Here is a 20,449-nt window from a genome sequence, read left to right on the forward strand (position 1 = left end):
GGTCCAGTTGCTGCGACCTTTACAGTGGAGACCTATGCGCCAGCCACGGGCCTACTGGCAACTGGACCCCGGCCTCCGCCGGGGTGGGGTGGAAGGAAGGGTGGAGCCCTTACCCCGCCAGCGTCACCGTCATCTGCATGACCTTTTCGCCGCCCACCGGCACGACGAAGACGCCGGGCTTGTCGACGAACTCGCCGTCGAATCCTTCCGGGTCGGCGATGCCGTGCCAGGGCTCGACACAGACATAGGCAGCACCCGGCTTGGTCCAGATGCCCAGCTTGTCGGTGTCGGGGAAGGCGATGCGCAGCTGCGGCGCGCCGTCCGCGCCATAGGTCACCGAATCGCTCTCGACCGGGTCCCAGACCAGCGCGTCATTGGTGAACAGATCATCCGCCAGATGCAGCACGCGCCCGTCGAGCGGGCTGTCGCGGAGCGGCTTGGCGATCAGGCCGTTGGGTGCGATTTCCCGCAGCCGGGCGGGCTCTTCCTTCTCGAAGACGATCCGGTGCTCGGCGCGTGCCTGGCCATAGGGCAGCGGCCAGGCGAAGGCGGGGTGGAAGCCGAAGCTGGCGGGCATCGCCACCTCGCCCCGGTTGAGGACACGGACCTCCATCACCAGCGTCGCCTCTTCCAGCCGGAACTCCGCCTCCAGCCGGAAGGCGAAGGGATAGGAGGCGCGGGTTTCCTCGCTGTCGCCCAGCGAGAAGACCGCACGGGTGGCCTCGTGCGTCACCAGCTCGAACATGGAATGGCGAGCGAAACCGTGCTTGGCCATCGGATAATGCCGCCCGTTCAGGCGGATGCCGTCGCGGGTCACGCCGATCACCGGGAACAGCAGCGGCGCGCGGCCGGTCCAGAAGGCCGGGTCCGCATTGGTCATCAGCTCGCGGCCCGCTGCGTCCTTCAGCGAGGACAGCTCCACGCCGAACGGATTGATCGCCGCCGACAGATGGTCGTTGCCGATCCGGACCCAGTTTTCCTCATTAGCCACGGAGTTGCGCTCCCTGCTTGGCGGCCGCCGCGACGATCTTGTCGGCGATGGCCTTCAGTTCCTCGTCGGTGAAGCTCTTCTGCGAGGGTTGCAGAAGCACCTCGACCGCGACCGACTTGTGCCCCTCGGGCACGCCTTGTCCGGCGAACACGTCGAACACGCGCGCGGCGGTGATCGCGGCCTTGTCCGCGCCGCGCACCGCGCGGATCAGTTGGTCGGCCGCCAGATCGGTGGGGACCAGGAAGGCGAAGTCGCGCTTCACGGACTGCAACGCCGGGGGCGTGTAGGCCGGGCGCATGAAGCCAGTGGCCCGCTTGGGCGGGATCGCGTCGAGATAGAGTTCGACCGCCGCCACCGCGCCGTCGAGGTCGAACGCCTTGAGGACCGAGGGGTGGACCATGCCGAACGCCGCCAGCACCGTCTTCGGCCCCAGCCGCAGCGTGCCCGACTGGCCGGGATGCCAAGCCTCGCCCGCCTCGCCCATCACCTGGAGATTGTCGACCGGGGCCCCCGCCTGCGCGAGCAGCGCGATCGCCTCGGCCTTGGCATCATAGGCGTCGAAGCCCTGCGCCTTGCCCGAGCGCCAGTTGCGCGGCGCCTTGTCGCCCGCCAGCACCACGCCCAAAGTCGGCCGCTCGGCCTCTTGCAGATAGCGGCGGCCGATCTCGAACAGCCGCACGCTGGTCGCACCGCGCTTGATGTTGCGCTCGGTCGCGGCGAGCAGGCCGGGGAGGAGCGAGGGCCGCATGACCTTCAGATCCTCGCTGATCGGGTTGGCGAGCGTGAAGGCGCCGCCGCCGAAGGGCGCGGCCTGCGCCTCGCTGATGAAGCTCCACGTCACCGCCTCGTCCAGACCGCGCGCGGCGGCGGCGCGGCGGGCGCGACGCTCCAGCTTCTGCTGCGGCGTGGCGGTGGGACGCGCGACGCCGGGGGTGCGGGGGAGTGCCACCGGGGGAACATGGTCGATCCCCTCGATGCGGATGACTTCCTCGACCAGATCGGCGGGGCCGTCCACGTCGCGCCGCCAGCTCGGCGCCGTGACCTGCCAGTCGGCGGTGACGGTGAAGCCCAGCGACTCGAGGATCGCCTTCTGACGGTCGGCCGCGATGGCGAGGCCGCCCAGCGTCTCGGCGAGGTTCGGATCATAGGCGATGGTCTTCGCCACGACCGGCGGCTGGCCCGCGCGGGTCACGCCGCTGGCCGTGCCGCCGCAATATTCCAGGACCAGGAAGGTCGCGATGGCGAGGCCGTCGTCCAGGAACGCCGGGTCCACGCCCCGCTCGAACCGGGTGCGCGCGTCGGAGGTCAGGCCAAGCTTCTGCCCCGTCCGTGCGATCGCCTCGGGCGCGAAATAGGCGCATTCGATGACGACGTCGGTGGTCGTCTCAGACACGCCCGAATGCGCGCCGCCCATGATGCCGCCGATGTCGTGCACGCCCGCGTCGTCGGCGATGACGGTCATGCCTTCCGACAGGCTATAGGTCTTGCCGTTGAGCGCCTCGACCGTCTCACCCTCACGCGCCTTGCGCGCGACCAGACCGCCCGACAGCTTGGCCTTGTCATAGACGTGCAGCGGGCGACCGAGATCGACCGTCATATAGTTGGTGATGTCGACCAGTGCCGAGATCGGCTTCTGCCCGATCGCGGTCAGTCGCTGGCGCATCCATTCGGGGGCCTCGCCATTGGTCAGGCCCGACACGCCCTGCGCATAGAAGGCCGGGCAGCCTTCGGCATCCTCGATCCGCACATCGGGACCGGCGCCCTCACCCGCAACCGAAGGAACGGTCGGCGCGATCAGCGTGCCGAGACCGGCGGCGGCCAGGTCGCGCGCGATGCCGTGGACGCCCATGCAGTCCTGGCGGTTGGGCGTGATCGACACGTCGATGACCGGATCGTTGAGGCCCGCATAATCGGGGAAGGAGGTGCCGATGACGGCATCCTCGGGCAGTTCGATGATGCCGTCATGGCCCTCGCCGATCTGCAACTCACGCGCCGAGCACATCATGCCGTTCGACTCGACGCCGCGGATGGCCGCGACCTTCAGCGTGACGTCGAGGCCGGGGACATAGGCCCCCGGCGCGCCGAACACGCCGACCAGCCCGGCGCGGGCGTTGGGCGCGCCGCACACGACCTGCATCGGGCCGTCGCCCGCATCGACCGACAGGACCTGCAACTTGTCCGCCTGCGGATGCCGCTCGGCCGACAGGATGCGCGCGACGCGGAAGGACGACAGCGCCTCGCCCGGATTGTGGACGCCCTCGACCTCCAGGCCGATACGGGTCAGCCCCTCGACGATGGCGTCGAGCGAGGCGTCGGTGTCCAGATGGCTCTTCAGCCAGCCCAGGGTGAACTTCATGCGCCGACTCCTCCCGACAGCGTGGGTACGTCGAGGCTCGCGAACCCGTAATGCTTCAACCAGCGGATATCGCCGTCGAAGAACGCCCGCAGATCGTCCATGCCGTATTTCAGCATGGCGAGGCGATCGATGCCGCAGCCGAAGGCGAAGCCCTGCCACTCGTTCGGATCAAGCCCGCATGCCTCGATGACCTTGGGGTGCACCATGCCGCTGCCCAGCACCTCCATCCAGCCGCCGCCGGAACCGCCGATGACGCGCTTGCCCTTCTCGATGGTGTAGCCGACATCGACCTCCGCCGAGGGTTCGGTGAAGGGGAAATAGCTGGGGCGCAGGCGCAGCACGATGTCGTCGCGCTCGAAGAACGCCTTGAGGAAGGTCTCCAGCGTCCATTTCAGATGGCCGAGCGTGATGCCCTTGTCGATCACCAGCCCCTCGACCTGGTGGAACATCGGCGTGTGCGTCGCATCCGAGTCGGAGCGATAGGTGCGGCCCGGCGCGATGATGCGGATCGGCGGCTTCTGGTCGAGCATGGTGCGGATTTGCACCGGCGAGGTATGGGTGCGCAGCACGCGGCGGACCGTCCGCTCGTCGCCGCCCGGCTCGACACCCGCCAGATAGAAGGTGTCGTGCATGGCGCGCGCCGGATGCGTCTCCGGAATGTTGAGCGCGGTGAAATTGTGCCAGTCGGTCTCGACCTCCGGCCCCGTCGCGACCGCGAAGCCGAGGTCGGCGAAGATCTCGGCCAGTTCGTCCATGACCTGGCTGACCGGATGAACGGTGCCGAAGCCGCTTCCCTCGACCGGCAGGGTCATGTCCAGCCGTTCCGAGGCGAGGCGCGCGTCGAGCGCCGCCTGTTCCAGCGCCGCCTTGCGGGTGCCGAGCGCCTCGGTCACCGCCTCGCGCAGCGAATGGATTTTGGGCCCTTCGACCTGGCGTTCCTCGGGGCTCATCTTGCCCAGCGTCTTCAACAGCTGGGTGATGCGACCCTGCTTGCCCAGCGCGTCGACGCGGATCGCCTCCAGCGCGTCGAGCGCGGGCGCATCGGCGATGGCGGCGAGCAGAGGCTCACGCATTTGTTCGAGTTCGTTGCTCACTCTTCACTCCGTCGGCCCCATCGGCCGCGCTGACGGGGCATCATCCGCCCCTTTGCGATATCGCGCCCGCCGTAGCGGCTGGGGGCGGCCGGGATCAATCCTTCGTGACGAATCGCGTGCGATCGGATCGTCCACGGCCCAAAAAATCCGATTCGGCCCCAATGGACCGAGGAGCGAAATGATTTTCTAAGCTCTGTCGTGCTAGGCCCCGGTCGCAACGGCCCGACATGTCGATCGCGCCAGCCATGAGATGGGAATGCTCGCGCTCGATATCGCCAGTCTGCAGGTCGTGGGGGCGTTCAGCAATCTGCTGTCCGGGGCGATCCATCTGATTCCCGGCGTCACCGGGTCCGAACGCCGCAAATGGACGCTGTACTGGGGCAGCGGCAAGCTGCTGATCGGGGTGTCCAACGTGCTGATCCTGGCGATCGGCAACGGCAATACCGCGTTCTGCGAGCGGCTTCTCAACATCGTGATGATGATCGGCCTGTGCCTGAGCCTGCACAGCGTCGCGGTGTTCGGCGAACGCGCCGTACCCCGCCTGCTGGTCGCGATACTCGCCGCGCTGATGCTGGGCGCGGTGGCGCTGACGATCGGCGATGCCCAGGAATTCCGCTGGACCTTCGTCACGCTCGGGCTGACGCGCGGCCTGAGCTATCTGGGGATCATGGCGCTGGCGATCGGCATCGCGCGGCGCGAGCGGTTGCGGACCGGATGGATCATGGCCGCCCTGTTCGCCGCGGTCGCGCCGGTCTTCCTGCTGCGCGCGGGCACGTTGATGGTCACGCTGATCGTGCCGTCCTGGTCGATTGAGGGCGAGCTGGTCGAGGAATGGATGATCGGCGTCGGGCTGATCCTGCTGACGCTGACCCATTTCTCGCTGCTGCTGATGGAGTCGGAACGGACCCAGGCCCTGTTGCGCGAGCAGGCCAGCCGCGACAGCCTGACCGGCGCGCGCAACCGGTTCGCATTGGGCCGGATCGAAGCGGGGTTGCAGGGCCCCTGCGCGCTGGCGCTGATCGACATCGATCATTTCAAGGCGCTCAACGACGGACAGGGGCATGCCACGGGCGACGCGGTGCTGCGCCTGCTCGCCGATCTGGCGCAGCGCGAACTGGGCGAGCGGGGCATGGTGATCCGGCTCGGCGGGGACGAGTTCGCCTGTATCCTGCCGGGGGCGCCGCAGGCGGCGGCGCAATCCGTCGCCGCGCGGCTGTCGGCCCGGTTCGACCGGGCGGTGGCGGCGACGGTCGACGGGCCGCTCTACCCCTCGCTCAGCATCGGGGTGGTCGCAGGGCTGGTCGACCGCGACCTGGACCGGCTGATGGCCGAAGCGGACCGCGCCATGTACGCCGTCAAGCGCGCCCGCCAGCCTGCCCGCCAGCCCGAATGCCGGCGGATGGCGGCGGCGGGCTGATCGACCCGCCGCCGCCAGGCATCACACCGCCTTGGCCGAACCCGGCGTGTTGACGCCCATGGATTGCAGATAGCGCTTGATGTTGCGCGCCGCCTGGCGAAGCCGCTGCTCGTTCTCGACCATGGCGATGCGCACGAAGCCCTCGCCATTCTCGCCATAACCGACGCCCGGCGCGACCGCGACCTTGGCCTCGGTCAGCAGCTGCTTGGAAAATTCCAGGCTGCCCAGATGCGCGAGCGCCGGGGGCAGCGGGGCCCAGGCGAACATCGAGGCGCGGGGAGAAGGAATGTCCCAGCCCGCGCGGCCGAAGCTCTCGACCATCACGTCGCGGCGCTTGTGATAGAGCTGGCGGTTCTTCTCGACAATATCCTGCGGCCCGTTGAGCGCAGCGCAGGCGGCCGCCTGGATCGGGGTGAAGGCGCCGTAATCGAGGTACGACTTCACCCGCGTCATCGCCGCGATCAGCTTGCGGTTGCCGACCGCGAAACCGATTCGCCAGCCCGCCATCGAATAGGTCTTGGACAGCGAGGTGAACTCGACCGCGACGTCCTTGCCGCCCTTCACCTGCAGGATCGAGGGCGTCGGGTTCCCGTCATAATAAAGCTCGGAATAGGCGAGGTCGCTCAGCACCCACAGCTCATGCTTCTTCGCAAAGGCGACCAGCCGCTCGTAAAAGGCCAGGTCGACTGTCTCGGCGGTCGGGTTGGACGGGTAGTTCACGACCAGCACCGAGGGGCGCGGCACGGTGAAGTGCATCGCCCGCTCGAGGCTCTCGAAATAGGCTTCGTCGGGCGTCGTCGGCACCGCGCGGATCGTCGCGCCCGCAATGATGAAGCCGAAGGTGTGGATCGGATAGGAGGGATTGGGCGCCAGGATCACGTCGCCCGGTGCGGTGATCGCGGTGGCGAGCGACGCGAGGCCTTCCTTCGAGCCCATGGTGACGACCACCTCGGTTTCGGGATCGAGATCGACGCCGAAGCGGCGGCCATAATAATTGGCCTGGGCGCGGCGCAGGCCGGGAATCCCCTTGGACTGGGAATAGCCGTGCGCGTCGGGCTTCTTGGCCACCTCGACCAGCTTGTCGAGGACATGGTCGGGCGGCGGCAGGTCGGGATTGCCCATGCCCAGGTCGATAATGTCCTCGCCGCCCGCGCGCGCCGCGGCCCGCATCGCGTTGACTTCGGCGATGACATAGGGCGGCAGGCGCTTGATGCGGTAGAACTCTTCGGACATGGGTCCCTCTGTGTAACGATTTGGGACCCAGACCTTAGCGTCTTTCGTTTCCCGACGCGACCCGACATGATGGCGCAATATCCTGACGCCAATAGGGCGCATGACGAACAAGAGGATGCGATGACGGCCCGCCCCGCGACAGCCCCCACCCTGCCCACATTGGAAGAGTTGCAGCACTGGACCTGGGTGATGGGCCGCGCGCAGCAGATGATGATGGAGGCAGCCCTCTCGCCCCCGCCGCAGGGGGTGCCGGTGGTGCCGGGCTTCAACGACCCCGCGACGATCGACCGGGTGCGCGACTTCTGGTCCGATTCGATGAAGCTGTGGCAGCGATTCGTCGACCCCGCCGCCGAGCCGAGCGTCGCCCCCAAGCCGGATCGCCGGTTCAAGGCCGAGCAGTGGCAATCGCCGCTCTTCGACTGGATCCGGCAAAGCTATCAGGTCATCTCCGACCATATGCTGCGCGGCGTCGATGCGATTGAGGGCGTGGACCCGAAGCAGAAGGAGCAGATCCGCTTTGCCGCGCAAGGGTTCATCGACGCGATGAGCCCGACCAACTTTCCCGCGACCAATCCGGAGGTGCTCGACAAGATCGTCGAGACGCGCGGCGAGAATCTGCTGAAAGGTCTGCAGAACATGCTTGCCGACCTGGGGCGCGGCCAGCTGACCCATAGCGACGCGCGGGCGTTCGAGGTCGGGCGCAATCTCGCCGCGACGCCGGGCAAGGTGGTGAAGAGGACCCCGCTTTACGAACTGATCCAGTACACGCCCACCACCGACCGGGTGGCGGCGGTGCCGATCCTGATCTTTCCCCCCTGGATCAACCGCTTCTACATCCTCGACCTCGCGCCCGAGAAGAGTCTGATCAAATGGCTGGTCGACCAGGGGTTCAGCGTCTTCATGGTGTCGTGGAAATCGGCCGATGCGACGATGAAGGACGTGATCTGGGACGATTACGTCACCGCGCAGGTCGAGGCGGTCGACACGGTGCGCGATCTGCTGTCGGTCGAGTCGGTCCACACGGTCGGCTATTGCGTGGCGGGCACGACGCTGGCCGCGACGCTCGCCTGGCTCGCCGCGCAGGGGCAGGCGGAGAAGGTCGCCAGCGCCACCTTCTTCACCGCGCAGGTGGATTTTTCCAAGGCGGGCGAGCTGCTCCACTTCGTCGATGACGAGCAGTTGAAGCTGATCGGCACGCTGTCGCCCGAGGGGTATCTGGACGGGCGCTATCTGGCGATGACGTTCAACCTGCTGCGCGGGCGCGACCTGATCTGGAACTACGTCACCAACAACTATCTGCTGGGGCGCGATTATGTGCCGTTCGACCTGCTCCACTGGAATGGCGACGTCACCAACCTGCCCGCCAAATGGCATCTGAGCTATCTGACCGACCTGTACCGCGACAATCTGCTGGTGAAGCCCGGCGCGATGGCGGTGGCGGGCGTGCCGCTCGACCTGAGCCGGGTCACGACCCCCGCTTATGTCCAGGCGGGGCGCGAAGACCATATCGCCCCGCCCGAAAGCGTGTGGAAGATCACCGACGCCTTTACCGGCCCCTTGCGCTTCGTGCTCGCCGGGTCGGGGCATATCGCGGGGGTGGTCAACCCGCCGGCGGCGGGCAAATATCAATATTGGACCAACGACCAGCCCGCCGCGACGCTCGCCGAGTTCGTCGCGGGGGCCCGCGAAACCAAGGGCAGCTGGTGGCCGGACTGGGCCGGATGGCTGCGCGAGCGCGACTCGGCGACGGTCGATGCGACCGGCGCGCGCATACCCGGCCAAGGCCCCCTGCCCGCGCTGGACGACGCACCGGGACGCTACGTCCGACAGCGCTAAAATCGATTGCTGCACTGCACAAAGGCTGTTGATAACTTCGACCGAAACCATTATTGTGCAGCGCAGCAAATCGGGAGAGTGGTGTTGGATAAGAGCAAGCCGACCGTTCCCGCCGCCAAGGCGGCGGCAAAGCCGCGTCGCACGGCCAAGCCGGTCGCGGCCAAGACACTGCCCGGCCTTCCCTCCGACACCGCCATCGACGCCCCCGCCGCCAAGCCGGTGGTCGCCGCCCCCAAGGTCGCGGTTCGGGCACCCAAGGCTCCGACGGTCGCCCAAGCGCCCAAGCCCGTTCCGGTGACGCCCGAACCGGCTCCTACGGCGGTCGCCCCCGAGGCTCCGGCCGAAGCGCCCGCGCCCGCCCCGGCGGAGCCCGCGCCCGACGCCGCGCCGACCGCTTCTGTTTCTTCCCCGACCGCCGCGGTTTCGGCGGACTCAAAGCCCAAGGAAATCATCATGGACGCCACGAGCACCATCGAAAACGCGACTGCCAAGACCCAGGCGATGTTCGGCGACGCCCAGGCCCGCACCCAGGCCACCGTGGAGAAGAGCGCCAAGCTGTTCGAGGACATGGTCGCCTTCAACAAGGGCAATCTGGAAGCGGTCGTCGAATCGTCGAAGATCGCCGCCAAGGGCGCCGAGACGCTGGGCCAGGGCGCGGCCGACTATGCCAAGCGCGCGTTCGAGACCGCGACCCAGACGCTGCAGACGCTGTCGTCGGTCAAGTCGCCGACCGAGTTCATGAAGCTCCAGTCGGACTTCGCCCGTTCGTCCTTCGACTCGCTGGTCGCCGAGACCTCGCGCTCGACCGAGCACATGATCAAGCTGGCCGGCGAGATCGCCCAGCCGCTGAGCAACCGCTTCGCGGTCGCCGCCGAGAAGATGAAGACCGTCGCGTAAACGCTGCGGTTTCCTTTGCGGAATGGAAGGGGGCGGTCGCTGCGGTGGCCGCCCTTTTTTCGTGCTGTTCGAGGCGGCATGGCCTGGGGCCTTCCCTCCCCCACCCCCTCCCGCCTGCGGGAGGGGAGCGGCAAGATCAGACGGCGCGGCCAATCCGCGAACGCCGTCCTTGGCACACCCCTCCCGCAAGCGGGAGGGGATGGGGGAGGGTAAAGGGGTCTCACCGAGACCAACCCGTCCCCACTGGCGTCCCAGGCCCGCAACGCCTATCTTCCCCCGCATGTCGTTCTTCGGCCGCTTCTCGCCCGTCCGCGCCATTCGCGACCTGCGCCTGTTCCTGTCGCAACGGCATCCCTATGAACTCGTCTTCCTGATGATCGCGGTCGGCATCACCGGCTTCTTCATCTATGCCTTTGCGCGCGACGATTATGTCCCGGTGCCGTACAAGCCCGACATCATCTATGTCGAACAATGGCCCGCCGACCGCACCGATGTGCAGATCAAGGCGCAGCAGAAGATCGACTATGTGAAGAAGAAACAGCGGATCGCCGAGGAAAAGGCCGCCAGGGATCAGCGCCAGGCCGAGTTCAAGAAGGTCGACGACGCGCTGAACAAGTGGGGCATCTGACCGATCATCGCTGGATGGGGGCGGCGCTGGCACTGGCGGATCGCGGTGTCGGACGGACCGCGCCCAATCCCAATGTCGGCTGCGTGCTGGTTCGCGACGGGCGGGTCGTCGGGCGCGGCTGGACCCAGCCGGGCGGCCGCCCCCATGCCGAGGCGATGGCGCTGGCACAGGCGGGCGCGGCCGCACGCGGCGCGACGGCCTATGTCACGCTGGAGCCTTGCGCGCATGTCTCGACCCGTGGCCCCGCCTGCACCGACCTGCTGATCGTCGCCGGAGTCGCGCGGATCGTGGCGGCGATGGGCGATCCCGATCCGCGCACCGACGGCATCGGCTTTGCCCGCGCCCGCGCCGCCGGAATCACCGTCACGACGGGCGTGCGCGAGGCGGAGGCGCGGGGCATGATCGCGGGCTTCCTGACCCGCCGCGCGAAACGCCGCCCCTTCGTCACGCTCAAGCTCGCCACCTCGCTCGACGGCCGGATCGCCCGGCCCGATGGCGAGAGCCGCTGGATCACCGGGCCGCAGGCGCGCGCGCATACCCATATGGAGCGCAGCCGCCACGAGGCGATCCTGGTCGGGCGCGGCACGCTGGAGGCCGATTCGCCCCGGCTCGACGTCCGCCTGCCCGGCCTCGAGCCGCGCAGCCCGCGCCGCATCCTGTTGTCGCGCACGCCCGCGCCGGGCTGGGAGACCATTGCCTCCCCCCATGCCATCGCCGATCTGGCGGGTGTCGACCGGCTGATGGTCGAGGGGGGCGCGCAGACCGCATCCGCCTTCCTCGCCGCCGATCTGGTCGACCGGCTGCTCCTGTACCGCGCACCGATCCTGATCGGCGAGGGCCGCGCGGCGATCGGCGCGATCGGACTGGGCCGGCTGGCCGACGCGCATGGCCGCTGGCGCATGGCAGACTCGCGGATGCTTGGCAGCGACCGGTTGGAGGTCTACGAGCGCGGCTGATATGTTTACCGGGATCGTCACCGACATCGGCTCCGTCACCGCCGTCGAGGCGCGCGGCGACACGCGAGTCGTCATCGCCACCGCCTATGATACGGCGACCATCGACCTGGGCGCGTCGATCGCCTGTTCGGGCGTCTGCCTGACCGTGGTCGAGAAGGGCCCCGACTGGTTCGCGGTCGACGTCTCGGCCGAGACGATCGGGCGCACCGCCGACCAGTGGACGCGCGGCCGGCGGCTGAACCTGGAACGCGCGATGAAGCTGGGCGACGAGCTGGGCGGCCATATCGTCACCGGCCATGTCGACGGCGTGGGCACCGTGGTATCGGTGGCGGAGGAAGGCGGATCGCACCGCGTCTTCGTGACCGTGCCCACCGACCTCGCCCCCTTCATGGCGACCAAGGGGTCGGTGACGGTCGACGGCGTCTCGCTGACCGTCAACAGCGTCGAGGACGGCTCCGACGGCACGGTCATCGGCCTGAACATCATCCCGCACACCGCCGCCGTCACCACCCTGGGCGGCATCGCCGAGGGCCAGCGCGTCAATATCGAGATCGACGTGCTCGCCCGTTACCTGCAGCGCATGGAGCATTATCGTGGCCGCTGATCCCGACGCCTTGGCCGGTCTGCGGCGTGGGTTCCTCTCTAGCCCCGAAGAGATCATCGACGAGGCGCGCAACGGCCGCATGTTCATCCTGGTCGATGACGAGGACCGGGAGAATGAAGGCGACCTGGTCATCCCCGCGCAGATGGCGACGCCCGAAAAGGTCAACTTCATGGCGCGGCACGGGCGCGGGCTGATCTGCCTGGCCATGACGCGCGAGCGGGTCGACACGCTCGGCCTGCCGCTGATGAGCCCGAAGAACGGGACGCGGCACGAAACCGCCTTCACCATCTCGATCGAGGCGAAGGAAGGCGTGACCACCGGCATCTCCGCCGCCGACCGCGCGCGAACCATCGCGGTGGCGATCGACGCCAGCCAAGGCCCTGAGTCGCTGGTGACGCCGGGCCATGTCTTCCCGCTGGTCGCGCGCGACGGCGGCGTGCTGGTGCGCGCCGGCCATACCGAGGCGGCGGTCGATGTCGCGCGCCTCGCCGGGCTGAACCCCTCGGGCGTGATCTGCGAGATCATGAACGAGGACGGGACGATGGCGCGGATGGACGACCTCGTCTCCTTCGCGCAGCTCCATAACCTGAAGATCGGCACGATCCGCGACCTGATCGCCTATCGCCGCCGCTACGACCATCTGGTCGAGTTGCAGTCCGAGGCCACCTTCGAGAGCGAATGGGGCGGCACCTGGACCGCGCGCGCCTATCGCAACAAGGCGACGGGCACCGAGCAGGTGGCGCTGGTCAAGGGCAAGCTCGACACCGCCCAACCTGTGCTGGTGCGGATGCACGCGCTGTCGCCCTTCGCCGATGTGTTCGGCGAGGCGGGATCGCGCGGCGCGCTGCTCGCCAAGTCGATGCGGATGATCGCCGAGGAAGGCTCGGGCGTGATCGTCGTCATCAACCGCCCGCGCACCGACGCCTTCACCACCGCCGTCCGCCTGAAAGCCGGTGAGGAGGTGCAGATCGACATGGAGGAACTGCGCGATTACGGCGTCGGCGCGATGATCCTGGCCGAAATGGGCGTGCAGGACATGGTGCTGCTGACCAACACCCATCACACGCTGATCGGGCTCGACGGCTATGGCCTGTCGATCGTCGGCGAACGTCGCATCGCAAATTTTGAGGGAGACGCCTGATGGCGCATGTGTTGATCGTCGAGGCACGCTTCTACGAGCATCTGAACGACCTGCTCCTGTCGGGCGCACGCGCCGCGATCAAGGAGGCGGGCCACAGCCATGAGACGATCACCGTCCCCGGCGCGCTGGAGATTCCCGGCGCGGTGGCGATGGCGGCGGACACGGGCCGCTACGACGCCTTCGTCGCGATCGGCGTGGTGATCCGCGGCGAGACCTATCATTTCGAGATCGTTTCGAACGAGAGCGCGCGCGGGCTGATGGCGCTGACCATGGATGGCCTGCCGATCGGCAACGGCATCATCACCACCGAGAACGAGGCGCAGGCGCTGACCCGCGCCAAGCCGGACGAGAAGAACAAGGGCGGCGAGGCGGCCAAGGCGGCACTCGCCATGCTGGCGCTCAAAGGCCGATTCGGGTGACATCCCCCGTCCTCCACACCGAACGGCTGATCCTCCGGGTCCCTTCGGCGGAGGATTTCGAGGCCTGGGCGGCCTTTCATGCCGAGGAGGACACGATGCGCTTCCTGGGCGGCGTTCAGGCGCGCGGCGCGGCGTGGCGAAGCCTGTGCACCATGGTCGGCGCGTGGAGCGTGCGCGGCTTTGCGATGTTCTCGGTGATCGAGCGCGACACCGGCCGCTGGGTCGGGCGGATCGGGCCATGGCAGCCCGAGGGCTGGCCGGGGCGCGAAGTGGCCTGGGGCGTGGCGCGGGAATTCGCCGGGCGCGGCTATGCCCATGAGGCGGCGGTCGCGGCGATCGACTATGCGGTCGATGTGCTGGGCTGGGACCATGTGATCCACACCATCGACCCGGAGAATATGGGCTCGATTCGGTTGGCGCAGCGACTGGGCGCGGTGAATGAGGGGCCGGTCCGGCTGCCCGCACCGCTGGAGAGTTTCCGGGTGGACGCCTGGGGCCAGAGCGCCGACCAGTGGCGCGCCCGGCGGGGTACGGCCACCGCATGACCGACATGCCGCCCACCCGCTTTCGCGTCGTCGAGCGGGGCCGGCGGCTGGAGGTGATCGACACGCAAGGCGGCAAGCCGGTGCGCAGGACCGGAACGCCACGTCCGGCCACCATAGCAGGAAAACCGCGCTTCCGGCTGCCGCAGAAGTTGCGCTTCGACGGCGGGGGAAGCTGGGCGACCGACAGCTTCTACGACGCCAGGGGGCCGCGCACGCTGACGCTGGATTCAGGCGCGATGCGGAAGCTGCGCTATGCCGGGGCCGGGTTGGTGGCGATGATGGTCATCTGGGTGGTACTGGCATTCGCCATCCCCATCGTCTGGGGAGCACCGCTGCTGCTGTTCAATCCCAAGACCCGCGAGACGGTGCGCGATCAGGTGACCGCCTTTCTCGACGGGCTGGATAGCGCCGAATAACCCCCATCCCCGTTCGCGCTGAGCGAAGCAGGGAATATAGGTCAGTTGAGATGCTGCGGGGGCGGGAGGATTGCCCCCCCGCCCTCGTCCATCACGCCGCCCGTGCGGTCTCTTCGAGCGTGGGGTAATCGATATACCCCTCCGGCCCCTGGCTGTACCAGGTCTTCATGTCGCTCTCGTTCAGCGGCGCATCGGTGCGCAGCCTCTCGGGCAGGTCGGGATTGGCCAGGAAGGTGCGGCCGAACGCGATCCCGTCCGCCACACCCGAATCGAGCGCGGCTTGCGCCTTTTCCCGGCTGTCGAAGTCGCTGTTGAGGATCAGCGGACCCTGGAACGCCTGGCGGATCTGCGGCGACAGCTTGGGCACGTCGGTGCTGCCATAGGTACCGTCCGGGCCGATCTCACGCAGTTCGAGGAAGGCGATGCCGAGGTCCGACAGCATTTTCGCCGCAGGCACGAAGACCGAGGCCGGATCGCTGTCGTCCACGCCCTGGCTGTCGCCATTGGGCGACAGGCGGACGCCGACGCGCTCCTTGCCCGCGACCGCGATCACCCGCTCGGTGATCTCGCGGAGCAGGCGGATGCGGTTCTCCGGACTGCCGCCATATTCGTCCTCGCGATGGTTCGCACCGTCGCGCAGGAATTCGTCGATCAGATAGCCGTTGGCGGCATGGATCTGCACCCCGTCGAACCCGGCGGCCAGCGCGTTGCGGGTCGCATGTTCATAATCCTCGAGCAGACGCGGAATCTCGGACAGTTCGAGCGGCCGTGCGGTCTCGAAATCCTGCTTGCCCTCGAAGGTATGCGCCTGCCCCTCGGTCCGGGTCGCGGAGGACGACACCGGCTGCATCCCCGTCACCGAGCTGTGCACTTGGCGGCCCATATGCCAGAGCTGCGCGACGATCCGGCCGCCCGCCTTGTGCACCGCCTCGGTCACCGGCTTCCAGGCCGCAACCTGCTCGTCGGTCCACAGGCCCGGCGCATAGGGCCAGCCCAGGCCTTCGCGGCTGATGCCGGTCGCTTCGGAGATGATGAGGCCCGCGCTCGCGCGCTGGGCGTAATATTGCGCCATGATCGGCGTCGGCACCGCCTGGCGGGTGGCACGGGCGCGGGTGAGCGGCGCCATCAGGATACGGTTGGGGGCGTGGATCGCCCCGAGATCGATGGGATCGAACAGCGTTGGCATCAAAATGCAATCCTTCTGCGGCCTTTCCGGCCTGACGCAACGCAGATAGGGCGTTAAGGGAGCCCATGCCCGTGTCCGCCCCCGCAAGAAAAAGTGAACAGACTGAAAGCGATCGTCTGTCGGACCGGTCCGGAACCAATGCGCCCGCGCCGCTGGCCTTCGCCGCCGTCATCCTGGCCAATGTCGCGCTCGCCTTCGGCCCGCTGCTGGTGCGGATGGCCGATACCGGGCCGGTCGCCTCCGCCTTCTGGCGCATCACCCTGGCCGCGCCGGTGCTGGCGCTGGTCGCGCTGATCGGCCCTGCCCGCCCCCGTATGCCGGGCAAGGCGCAGGCGGGGCTTTGGGGGCTGTTGCTGATCGGCGGCATCGCCTTTGCGGGCGATCTGGGCGCCTGGCATATCGGCATCCGCCAGACGACGATGGCCAACGCCACGCTGTTCGGCAATTCGGCGACCTTCATCTTCCCGCTCTATGGCTTTCTGGTCGCGCGCGCCTGGCCGTCGCGGAGCCAGGGGATCGCGCTGATCCTGGCGGCGGCGGGGGCGGGATTGCTGATGGGGCGCAGCTATCAGGTCGATCCGCGCCATCTGGTCGGCGATCTGCTGTGCGTGCTCGCGGGGGTGCTCTATGCGGTCTATTTCATCCTGATGTCGCGGGTGCGGGTCGCGATGCCGCCGATGCCCGCGCTCGCCTGGTCGACCATGGCCAGCATCGTGCCGCTGTTCGTCTTCGCGGTCCTGCTGGGCGAGCGGGTATGGCCCGATCATTGGAGCCCGCTGATCCTGCTGGCGCTGGGGAGCCAGATCATCGGCCAGGGGTTGATGATCTATGCGCTGGGGCTGCTGAGCCCGCTGGTCGTCGGCCTGGCGCTGTTGGTCCAGCCGATGGTGGCGACGGCGATCGGCTGGATCGTCTATGGCGAGACGCTGGCGCTGCCCGATCTGGCGGGTGTGGCGATGGTGGCGGCCGCTCTGGTATTGGTGCGGCGTGGATCGGCCAGGGCGGTGGCCCGGCCGGACGATAGGAACGACGGGAAACGCATATGACCGAGGCTGCCATGACCGATGTTCAGGACCTGACTCTCGACGAGGTGCGCGTCGCTCTGGCGGAGGGCATCGCGTCCAATGCCGCGTTCGACGGATGGGGCGACGAGGCGCGCGACATGGCGGCGGATGCGGCAGGTATCGACCGCGACATCGCGCGACTCGCTTTCAAGGACGGCGCGGTCGCGATGGTCGACGCCTGGTTCGCCCGGATCGACCAGGCGATGGTCGCGGCCGTCCCTGCCGAACAGGCCGCCGCGATGAAGATCCGCCAGCGCATCACCGCGCTGGTCGAGGCGCGGCTGGCGGCGGTCGCCCCGAATCGCGAGGCGCTGCGCCGCGCGCTGACGATCCTCGCCATGCCGCAAAACGCCGCGAGCGGGGCGCGACTCGGCTGGCGGACGGTGGATGCCATCTGGGCGCAGGCGGGCGACACCGCCACCGACTATAACCACTACACCAAGCGCGCGACGCTGTTCGCGGTCTATGGATCGACCATCGCGGTGTTCCTGAACGACGATAGCGAGGGTCATGCCGACACCCGCGCCTTCCTGGCCCGCCGGATCGAGGGGATCATGCGGTTCGAGAAATGGAAGGCGGGCGTCGCCAAGCGGGGCGAGAATATGCCCAGCCTGTCGCGCTTTATCGGGCGGTTGCGCTATCCGGCGGTGTGATGGGTGGGGGGGGGATTCCCTTGGCCTTCGACTTCGCTCAGGCTGAACGGAGGTGGGGGGTGCCAAGCTTCCAAACCTCCGTTCACACTGAGCGAAGTCGAAGTGCACGCCCCGAACCCCGCCTCAAGCCTGCCCCCCAACCAAACACCCATTTCATCAACGGGTAATTGATAATCAATCGCATGGCGGTTATGTATCGTCCATGGCGATGCTCAGCAGTCTCGAAACCCTTCCCCGGCGGCAACCGGCGACCGTGGCCGCGATCGACTGGACCCAGCTGGCGCTGCCCGAGGCGCGCCGCCTGCGCGAACTGGGCTTTGACGAGGGCGTGGGGGTCGAGGTGCTGCACCGCGCCTCGCTGGGCGGTGGTCCCATCGCCTGCCGGATCGGCCGGATGACGGTGGCGCTGCGTCGCCGGGTCGCCGCCTCGATCCGTGTCGCGACCGGCGCCTGAATTTTTGAGGTTCGCCTGATCTGATGAACGCCGCACCGCTGGTCGCGCTCGTCGGCAATCCCAATGCCGGCAAAAGCGCCTTGTTCAACGCGCTCACCGGCGCGCGGCAAAAGGTCGGCAATTATCCCGGCGTCACCGTCGAGCGGCATTCGGGCCGCCTCGTCCTGGACGATGGCCGCCCGGTCGAACTGGTCGACCTGCCCGGCGCCTATAGCCTGGACCCCGGCAGCCTGGACGAACAGGTCACGCGCAACGTCGTGATGGGGTCGCAGGCGGGCGAGCGGCGTCCCGACGCGCTGGTCGTGGTGGTCGATGCCGCCAATCTCGACAATCACCTGCGCTTCGCATTGCAGCTGATCGCGCTGGGCCTGCCGGTGGTGGTCGCGCTCAACATGGTCGATCTGGCCGAGCGCGACGGCCTGACGCTGGATGCCGACATACTGGCGCGCGAGCTGGGCGTGACGGTGATCCCGACCGTGGCGGTGCGCCGCCGTGGGCTCGATACGCTGAAGGCCGAGATCGACCGGCTGGTAACGCAGGAACGCGCGCACGCCGTCGCCGCCCCCGACCGGATCGACGACATCGTCACGCTGCAACGCCGCGCCCGCCAGATCGCCGCAGCCGCGACCGTCGCGGAGACGCCGACCCGTCGCTGGACGCACATGCTCGACTCGGTCGCGCTGCATCCGATCTTCGGCCCCGTCCTGCTGGTCGGCCTGCTCTTCATCATGTTCCAGGCGGTCTTCGCCTGGTCAGAGGCTCCGATCGGCTGGATCGAACAGGGCTTTGTCTGGCTGGAGGCACAGGTCGGTGCCGCCTTGCCGGAAGGCTGGTTGCGCAGCCTCATCACCGACGGCCTGATCGCCGGTGTCGGCGCGGTCATCGTCTTCCTGCCGCAGATTCTGATCCTGTTCCTGTTCATCCTGGTGCTGGAGGCGAGCGGCTATATGGTCCGCGCCGCCTTCCTGATGGACCGGCTGATGGCACAGGTCGGCCTGTCGGGCCGTGCCTTCATCCCGCTGCTGTCCTCCTTCGCCTGTGCGGTGCCGGGCATCATGGCGACGCGGACGATCGATGACGAGAAGGACCGGCTGACCACCATCCTGATCGCGCCGCTGATGACCTGTTCGGCGCGGCTGCCGGTCTATACCATCATCATCGGCGCGTTCATCCCGGACCGGCAGGTCCTGCCCTTTGTCGGGCTACAGGGGCTGGTGCTGCTGGGCCTGTATCTGATGGGCATCGTCGGCGCGTTCGTCGCCGCGCTGCTGCTGCGCCGCACCGTCACCAAGGGCGCGTCCTCGGGCTTCATGATGGAGATGCCCAAATATCAGTGGCCGCATATCCGCGACGTGCTGCTGGGGCTGTGGAGCCGCGCGCTGATCTTCCTGAAGCGGGCGGGCACCACCATCGCGCTGACCACGGTGATCCTGTGGGCGCTGCTCTCCTTCCCCAAGCCGCCCGAGGGGTCAGGCATCTCGCCGGTCGACTATTCGATCGCGGGCCGCATCGCCAACGGCATCGAGGTGGCGGTGCGCCCGATCGGCTTCAACCGCGACATCGCGCTGGCCCTTGTCCCCGCCATGGCGGCGCGCGAGGTGGCGGTGGCCGCCATCGGCACCGTCTATGCCATCGATGATACCGAGCATGAGGGCGGGCAGAAGGCGATGACCGAGAAGCTGAAGCGCAACTGGTCGCTGCCCACCGCGCTCGCCTTCCTGATGTGGTTCGTCTTCGCCCCCCAGTGCATCTCGACCATCGCGGTGACGCGGCGCGAAACCAATGGCTGGAAATGGCCCGCCTTCATGGTGGGGTACCTTTTCGTGACCGCATATGTCATGGCGGGCATCACATATTGGCTGGCCGTTTTCGCCGGCCTCTGAACCAAGCACGGGACTGAATACATGGCGGGCAGCGTCAACAAGGTGATTCTCGTCGGCAATCTGGGACGCGATCCCGAGAGCCGCTCCTTCCAGAATGGCGGCAAGGTGGTCGAACTGCGCATCGCCACGTCCGAATCGTGGAAGGACCGCAACAGCGGCGAGCGCAAGGAAAAGACCGAGTGGCACACGGTCAAGATCTTCAACGAGGGCCTCGCCAACGTCGCCGAGCGTTTTCTGCGCAAGGGTTCCAAGGTCTATATCGAAGGCGCTCTGACCACCCGCAAGTGGCAGGACCAGCAGGGGAACGACCGTTACTCGACCGAGGTGACGCTGCAGGGCTTCAACTCGGTGCTGACCATGCTCGACGGCCCCGGCGGCGGTCAGGGCGGCGGCGGCGGCCGTGGCGGCAGCGACTTCGGCGGTGGCGATGATTTCGGCGGCGGCGACTTCGGTGGCGGGTCGAGCGGCTTTGGCGGTGGTTCGTCGGGCGGCGGCTATGGCGGCGGTGCGCGCGGCGGCGGCTCGGGCAATCAGGGCGGCGGGAACGGCGGCAATCGTGGTGGGTTCGGACAGGGCGGCGGCTTTGCCGACGATCTGGATGACGACGTGCCGTTCTGATCGGCCGCGTCCATGAGCCACGGTGCGAGGGATGGACGAACAGGAGTTTAGGACCAGC

At 68.0% G+C, this 20,449-nt stretch carries 20 protein-coding genes; 15 read left to right on the forward strand and 5 right to left on the reverse strand.

The features are described 5' to 3' along the window. Window positions 1-109: 109 nt before the first annotated feature. From ABIC44_RS12095 to pheS, 3 genes are read right to left on the reverse strand one after another with little or no spacing between them, the layout of a single operon-like run. Window positions 110-991, reverse strand: coding sequence for an aldose 1-epimerase family protein (locus tag ABIC44_RS12095; RefSeq protein ID WP_354295662.1), 882 nt, complete (start codon window positions 989-991; stop codon window positions 110-112). Further along, entirely contained in the window at window positions 984-3,347 is a 2,364-nt protein-coding gene (gene pheT / locus ABIC44_RS12100; protein ID WP_354295664.1) for a phenylalanine--tRNA ligase subunit beta, read from the reverse strand. The genes ABIC44_RS12095 and pheT overlap by 8 nt, the downstream gene beginning before the upstream one ends. After that, a complete protein-coding gene (gene pheS, locus ABIC44_RS12105; RefSeq protein WP_354295665.1) occupies window positions 3,344-4,420 on the reverse strand; it encodes a phenylalanine--tRNA ligase subunit alpha in 1,077 nt (358 codons plus the stop codon). Before pheS ends, pheT begins: the two co-directional genes overlap by 4 nt. A gap of 277 nt (window positions 4,421-4,697) precedes the next feature. Here pheS and ABIC44_RS12110 point away from each other — a divergent pair, with 277 nt between their 5' ends. Continuing rightward, a complete protein-coding gene (locus tag ABIC44_RS12110) occupies window positions 4,698-5,858 on the forward strand; it encodes a GGDEF domain-containing protein (protein ID WP_354295666.1) in 1,161 nt (386 codons plus the stop codon). Window positions 5,859-5,879: 21 nt separating this feature from the next. Here ABIC44_RS12110 and ABIC44_RS12115 read toward each other — a convergent pair whose 3' ends face one another. Next, the gene (locus ABIC44_RS12115) at window positions 5,880-7,091 is read right to left on the reverse strand and encodes an LL-diaminopimelate aminotransferase (RefSeq protein WP_307101582.1); all 1,212 of its coding nucleotides are present in this window, start codon (window positions 7,089-7,091) and stop codon (window positions 5,880-5,882) included. 120 nt (window positions 7,092-7,211) lie between these two features. Here ABIC44_RS12115 and ABIC44_RS12120 point away from each other — a divergent pair, with 120 nt between their 5' ends. The 9 genes from ABIC44_RS12120 (at window position 7,212) to ABIC44_RS12160 (ending at window position 14,533) form a co-directional block, all read left to right on the forward strand. Continuing rightward, window positions 7,212-8,927 (forward strand): PHA/PHB synthase family protein, encoded by a 1,716-nt coding sequence (locus tag ABIC44_RS12120; protein WP_354295668.1) that lies wholly within the window; start codon window positions 7,212-7,214, stop codon window positions 8,925-8,927. Between the two features lie 81 nt (window positions 8,928-9,008). Beyond that, window positions 9,009-9,824: a phasin family protein gene (locus tag ABIC44_RS12125; RefSeq protein WP_354295670.1), complete on the forward strand. Its 816-nt coding sequence runs from the start codon at window positions 9,009-9,011 to the stop codon at window positions 9,822-9,824. 280 nt (window positions 9,825-10,104) lie between these two features. Then, window positions 10,105-10,452, forward strand: a complete 348-nt coding sequence (locus ABIC44_RS12130) for a hypothetical protein (protein ID WP_307101588.1) — start codon at window positions 10,105-10,107, stop codon at window positions 10,450-10,452. Between the two features lie 14 nt (window positions 10,453-10,466). After that, the gene (gene ribD, locus ABIC44_RS12135; RefSeq protein ID WP_354295718.1) at window positions 10,467-11,408 is read left to right on the forward strand and encodes a bifunctional diaminohydroxyphosphoribosylaminopyrimidine deaminase/5-amino-6-(5-phosphoribosylamino)uracil reductase RibD; all 942 of its coding nucleotides are present in this window, start codon (window positions 10,467-10,469) and stop codon (window positions 11,406-11,408) included. Window position 11,409: 1 nt separating this feature from the next. Then, a complete protein-coding gene (locus tag ABIC44_RS12140) occupies window positions 11,410-12,012 on the forward strand; it encodes a riboflavin synthase (protein WP_354295672.1) in 603 nt (200 codons plus the stop codon). Further along, complete coding sequence (gene ribB, locus ABIC44_RS12145; RefSeq protein ID WP_309691063.1) at window positions 12,002-13,153, forward strand: 3,4-dihydroxy-2-butanone-4-phosphate synthase; 1,152 nt, start codon at window positions 12,002-12,004, stop codon at window positions 13,151-13,153. The genes ABIC44_RS12140 and ribB overlap by 11 nt, the downstream gene beginning before the upstream one ends. Then, on the forward strand, window positions 13,153-13,572 hold the full coding sequence (ribH, locus tag ABIC44_RS12150) for a 6,7-dimethyl-8-ribityllumazine synthase (protein ID WP_354295674.1): 420 nt from the start codon (window positions 13,153-13,155) through the stop codon (window positions 13,570-13,572). Before ribB ends, ribH begins: the two co-directional genes overlap by 1 nt. Next, the gene (locus tag ABIC44_RS12155; protein ID WP_354295676.1) at window positions 13,569-14,117 is read left to right on the forward strand and encodes a GNAT family N-acetyltransferase; all 549 of its coding nucleotides are present in this window, start codon (window positions 13,569-13,571) and stop codon (window positions 14,115-14,117) included. The genes ribH and ABIC44_RS12155 overlap by 4 nt, the downstream gene beginning before the upstream one ends. After that, window positions 14,114-14,533 (forward strand): hypothetical protein, encoded by a 420-nt coding sequence (locus ABIC44_RS12160; protein ID WP_354295678.1) that lies wholly within the window; start codon window positions 14,114-14,116, stop codon window positions 14,531-14,533. The genes ABIC44_RS12155 and ABIC44_RS12160 overlap by 4 nt, the downstream gene beginning before the upstream one ends. A gap of 91 nt (window positions 14,534-14,624) precedes the next feature. Here ABIC44_RS12160 and ABIC44_RS12165 read toward each other — a convergent pair whose 3' ends face one another. Further along, window positions 14,625-15,719: an alkene reductase gene (locus tag ABIC44_RS12165; protein ID WP_354295680.1), complete on the reverse strand. Its 1,095-nt coding sequence runs from the start codon at window positions 15,717-15,719 to the stop codon at window positions 14,625-14,627. 65 nt (window positions 15,720-15,784) lie between these two features. Between ABIC44_RS12165 and ABIC44_RS12170 the strand changes: the two genes are divergently transcribed. From ABIC44_RS12170 to ssb, 5 genes are all read left to right on the forward strand, one after another. Beyond that, complete coding sequence (locus ABIC44_RS12170; RefSeq protein WP_309691081.1) at window positions 15,785-16,765, forward strand: DMT family transporter; 981 nt, start codon at window positions 15,785-15,787, stop codon at window positions 16,763-16,765. Further along, the gene (locus ABIC44_RS12175) at window positions 16,762-17,436 is read left to right on the forward strand and encodes a COQ9 family protein (protein ID WP_354295682.1); all 675 of its coding nucleotides are present in this window, start codon (window positions 16,762-16,764) and stop codon (window positions 17,434-17,436) included. The genes ABIC44_RS12170 and ABIC44_RS12175 overlap by 4 nt, the downstream gene beginning before the upstream one ends. 202 nt (window positions 17,437-17,638) lie before the next feature. Then, a complete protein-coding gene (locus tag ABIC44_RS12180) occupies window positions 17,639-17,890 on the forward strand; it encodes a FeoA family protein (protein ID WP_373424655.1) in 252 nt (83 codons plus the stop codon). 23 nt (window positions 17,891-17,913) lie between these two features. Beyond that, window positions 17,914-19,773, forward strand: a complete 1,860-nt coding sequence (gene feoB / locus ABIC44_RS12185) for a ferrous iron transporter B (RefSeq protein WP_354295683.1) — start codon at window positions 17,914-17,916, stop codon at window positions 19,771-19,773. Window positions 19,774-19,794: 21 nt separating this feature from the next. Continuing rightward, a complete protein-coding gene (ssb, locus tag ABIC44_RS12190) occupies window positions 19,795-20,391 on the forward strand; it encodes a single-stranded DNA-binding protein (RefSeq protein ID WP_354295685.1) in 597 nt (198 codons plus the stop codon). Window positions 20,392-20,449: the final 58 nt, after the last annotated feature.

The organism is Sphingomonas sp. 1185 (assembly GCF_040544655.1).
Classification (GTDB): Bacteria; Pseudomonadota; Alphaproteobacteria; order Sphingomonadales; family Sphingomonadaceae; genus Sphingomonas.

What these genes read in the sequence shown, in the direction of transcription:
- pheT (WP_354295664.1), bottom strand. Translation starts at nt 3,347, where the DNA reads ATGAAGTTCACCCTGGGCTGGCTGAAGAGCCATCTGGACACCGACGCC.
- pheS (WP_354295665.1), bottom strand. Translation starts at nt 4,420, where the DNA reads ATGCGTGAGCCTCTGCTCGCCGCCATCGCCGATGCGCCCGCGCTCGAC.
- ABIC44_RS12110 (WP_354295666.1), top strand. Translation starts at nt 4,698, where the DNA reads ATGCTCGCGCTCGATATCGCCAGTCTGCAGGTCGTGGGGGCGTTCAGC.
- ABIC44_RS12115 (WP_307101582.1), bottom strand. Translation starts at nt 7,091, where the DNA reads ATGTCCGAAGAGTTCTACCGCATCAAGCGCCTGCCGCCCTATGTCATC.
- ABIC44_RS12120 (WP_354295668.1), top strand. Translation starts at nt 7,212, where the DNA reads ATGACGGCCCGCCCCGCGACAGCCCCCACCCTGCCCACATTGGAAGAG.
- ABIC44_RS12130 (WP_307101588.1), top strand. Translation starts at nt 10,105, where the DNA reads ATGTCGTTCTTCGGCCGCTTCTCGCCCGTCCGCGCCATTCGCGACCTG.
- ribD (WP_354295718.1), top strand. Translation starts at nt 10,467, where the DNA reads ATGGGGGCGGCGCTGGCACTGGCGGATCGCGGTGTCGGACGGACCGCG.
- ABIC44_RS12140 (WP_354295672.1), top strand. Translation starts at nt 11,410, where the DNA reads ATGTTTACCGGGATCGTCACCGACATCGGCTCCGTCACCGCCGTCGAG.
- ribH (WP_354295674.1), top strand. Translation starts at nt 13,153, where the DNA reads ATGGCGCATGTGTTGATCGTCGAGGCACGCTTCTACGAGCATCTGAAC.
- ABIC44_RS12160 (WP_354295678.1), top strand. Translation starts at nt 14,114, where the DNA reads ATGACCGACATGCCGCCCACCCGCTTTCGCGTCGTCGAGCGGGGCCGG.
- ABIC44_RS12165 (WP_354295680.1), bottom strand. Translation starts at nt 15,719, where the DNA reads ATGCCAACGCTGTTCGATCCCATCGATCTCGGGGCGATCCACGCCCCC.
- ABIC44_RS12170 (WP_309691081.1), top strand. Translation starts at nt 15,785, where the DNA reads ATGCCCGTGTCCGCCCCCGCAAGAAAAAGTGAACAGACTGAAAGCGAT.
- ABIC44_RS12175 (WP_354295682.1), top strand. Translation starts at nt 16,762, where the DNA reads ATGACCGAGGCTGCCATGACCGATGTTCAGGACCTGACTCTCGACGAG.
- ABIC44_RS12180 (WP_373424655.1), top strand. Translation starts at nt 17,639, where the DNA reads ATGGCGATGCTCAGCAGTCTCGAAACCCTTCCCCGGCGGCAACCGGCG.
- feoB (WP_354295683.1), top strand. Translation starts at nt 17,914, where the DNA reads ATGAACGCCGCACCGCTGGTCGCGCTCGTCGGCAATCCCAATGCCGGC.
- ssb (WP_354295685.1), top strand. Translation starts at nt 19,795, where the DNA reads ATGGCGGGCAGCGTCAACAAGGTGATTCTCGTCGGCAATCTGGGACGC.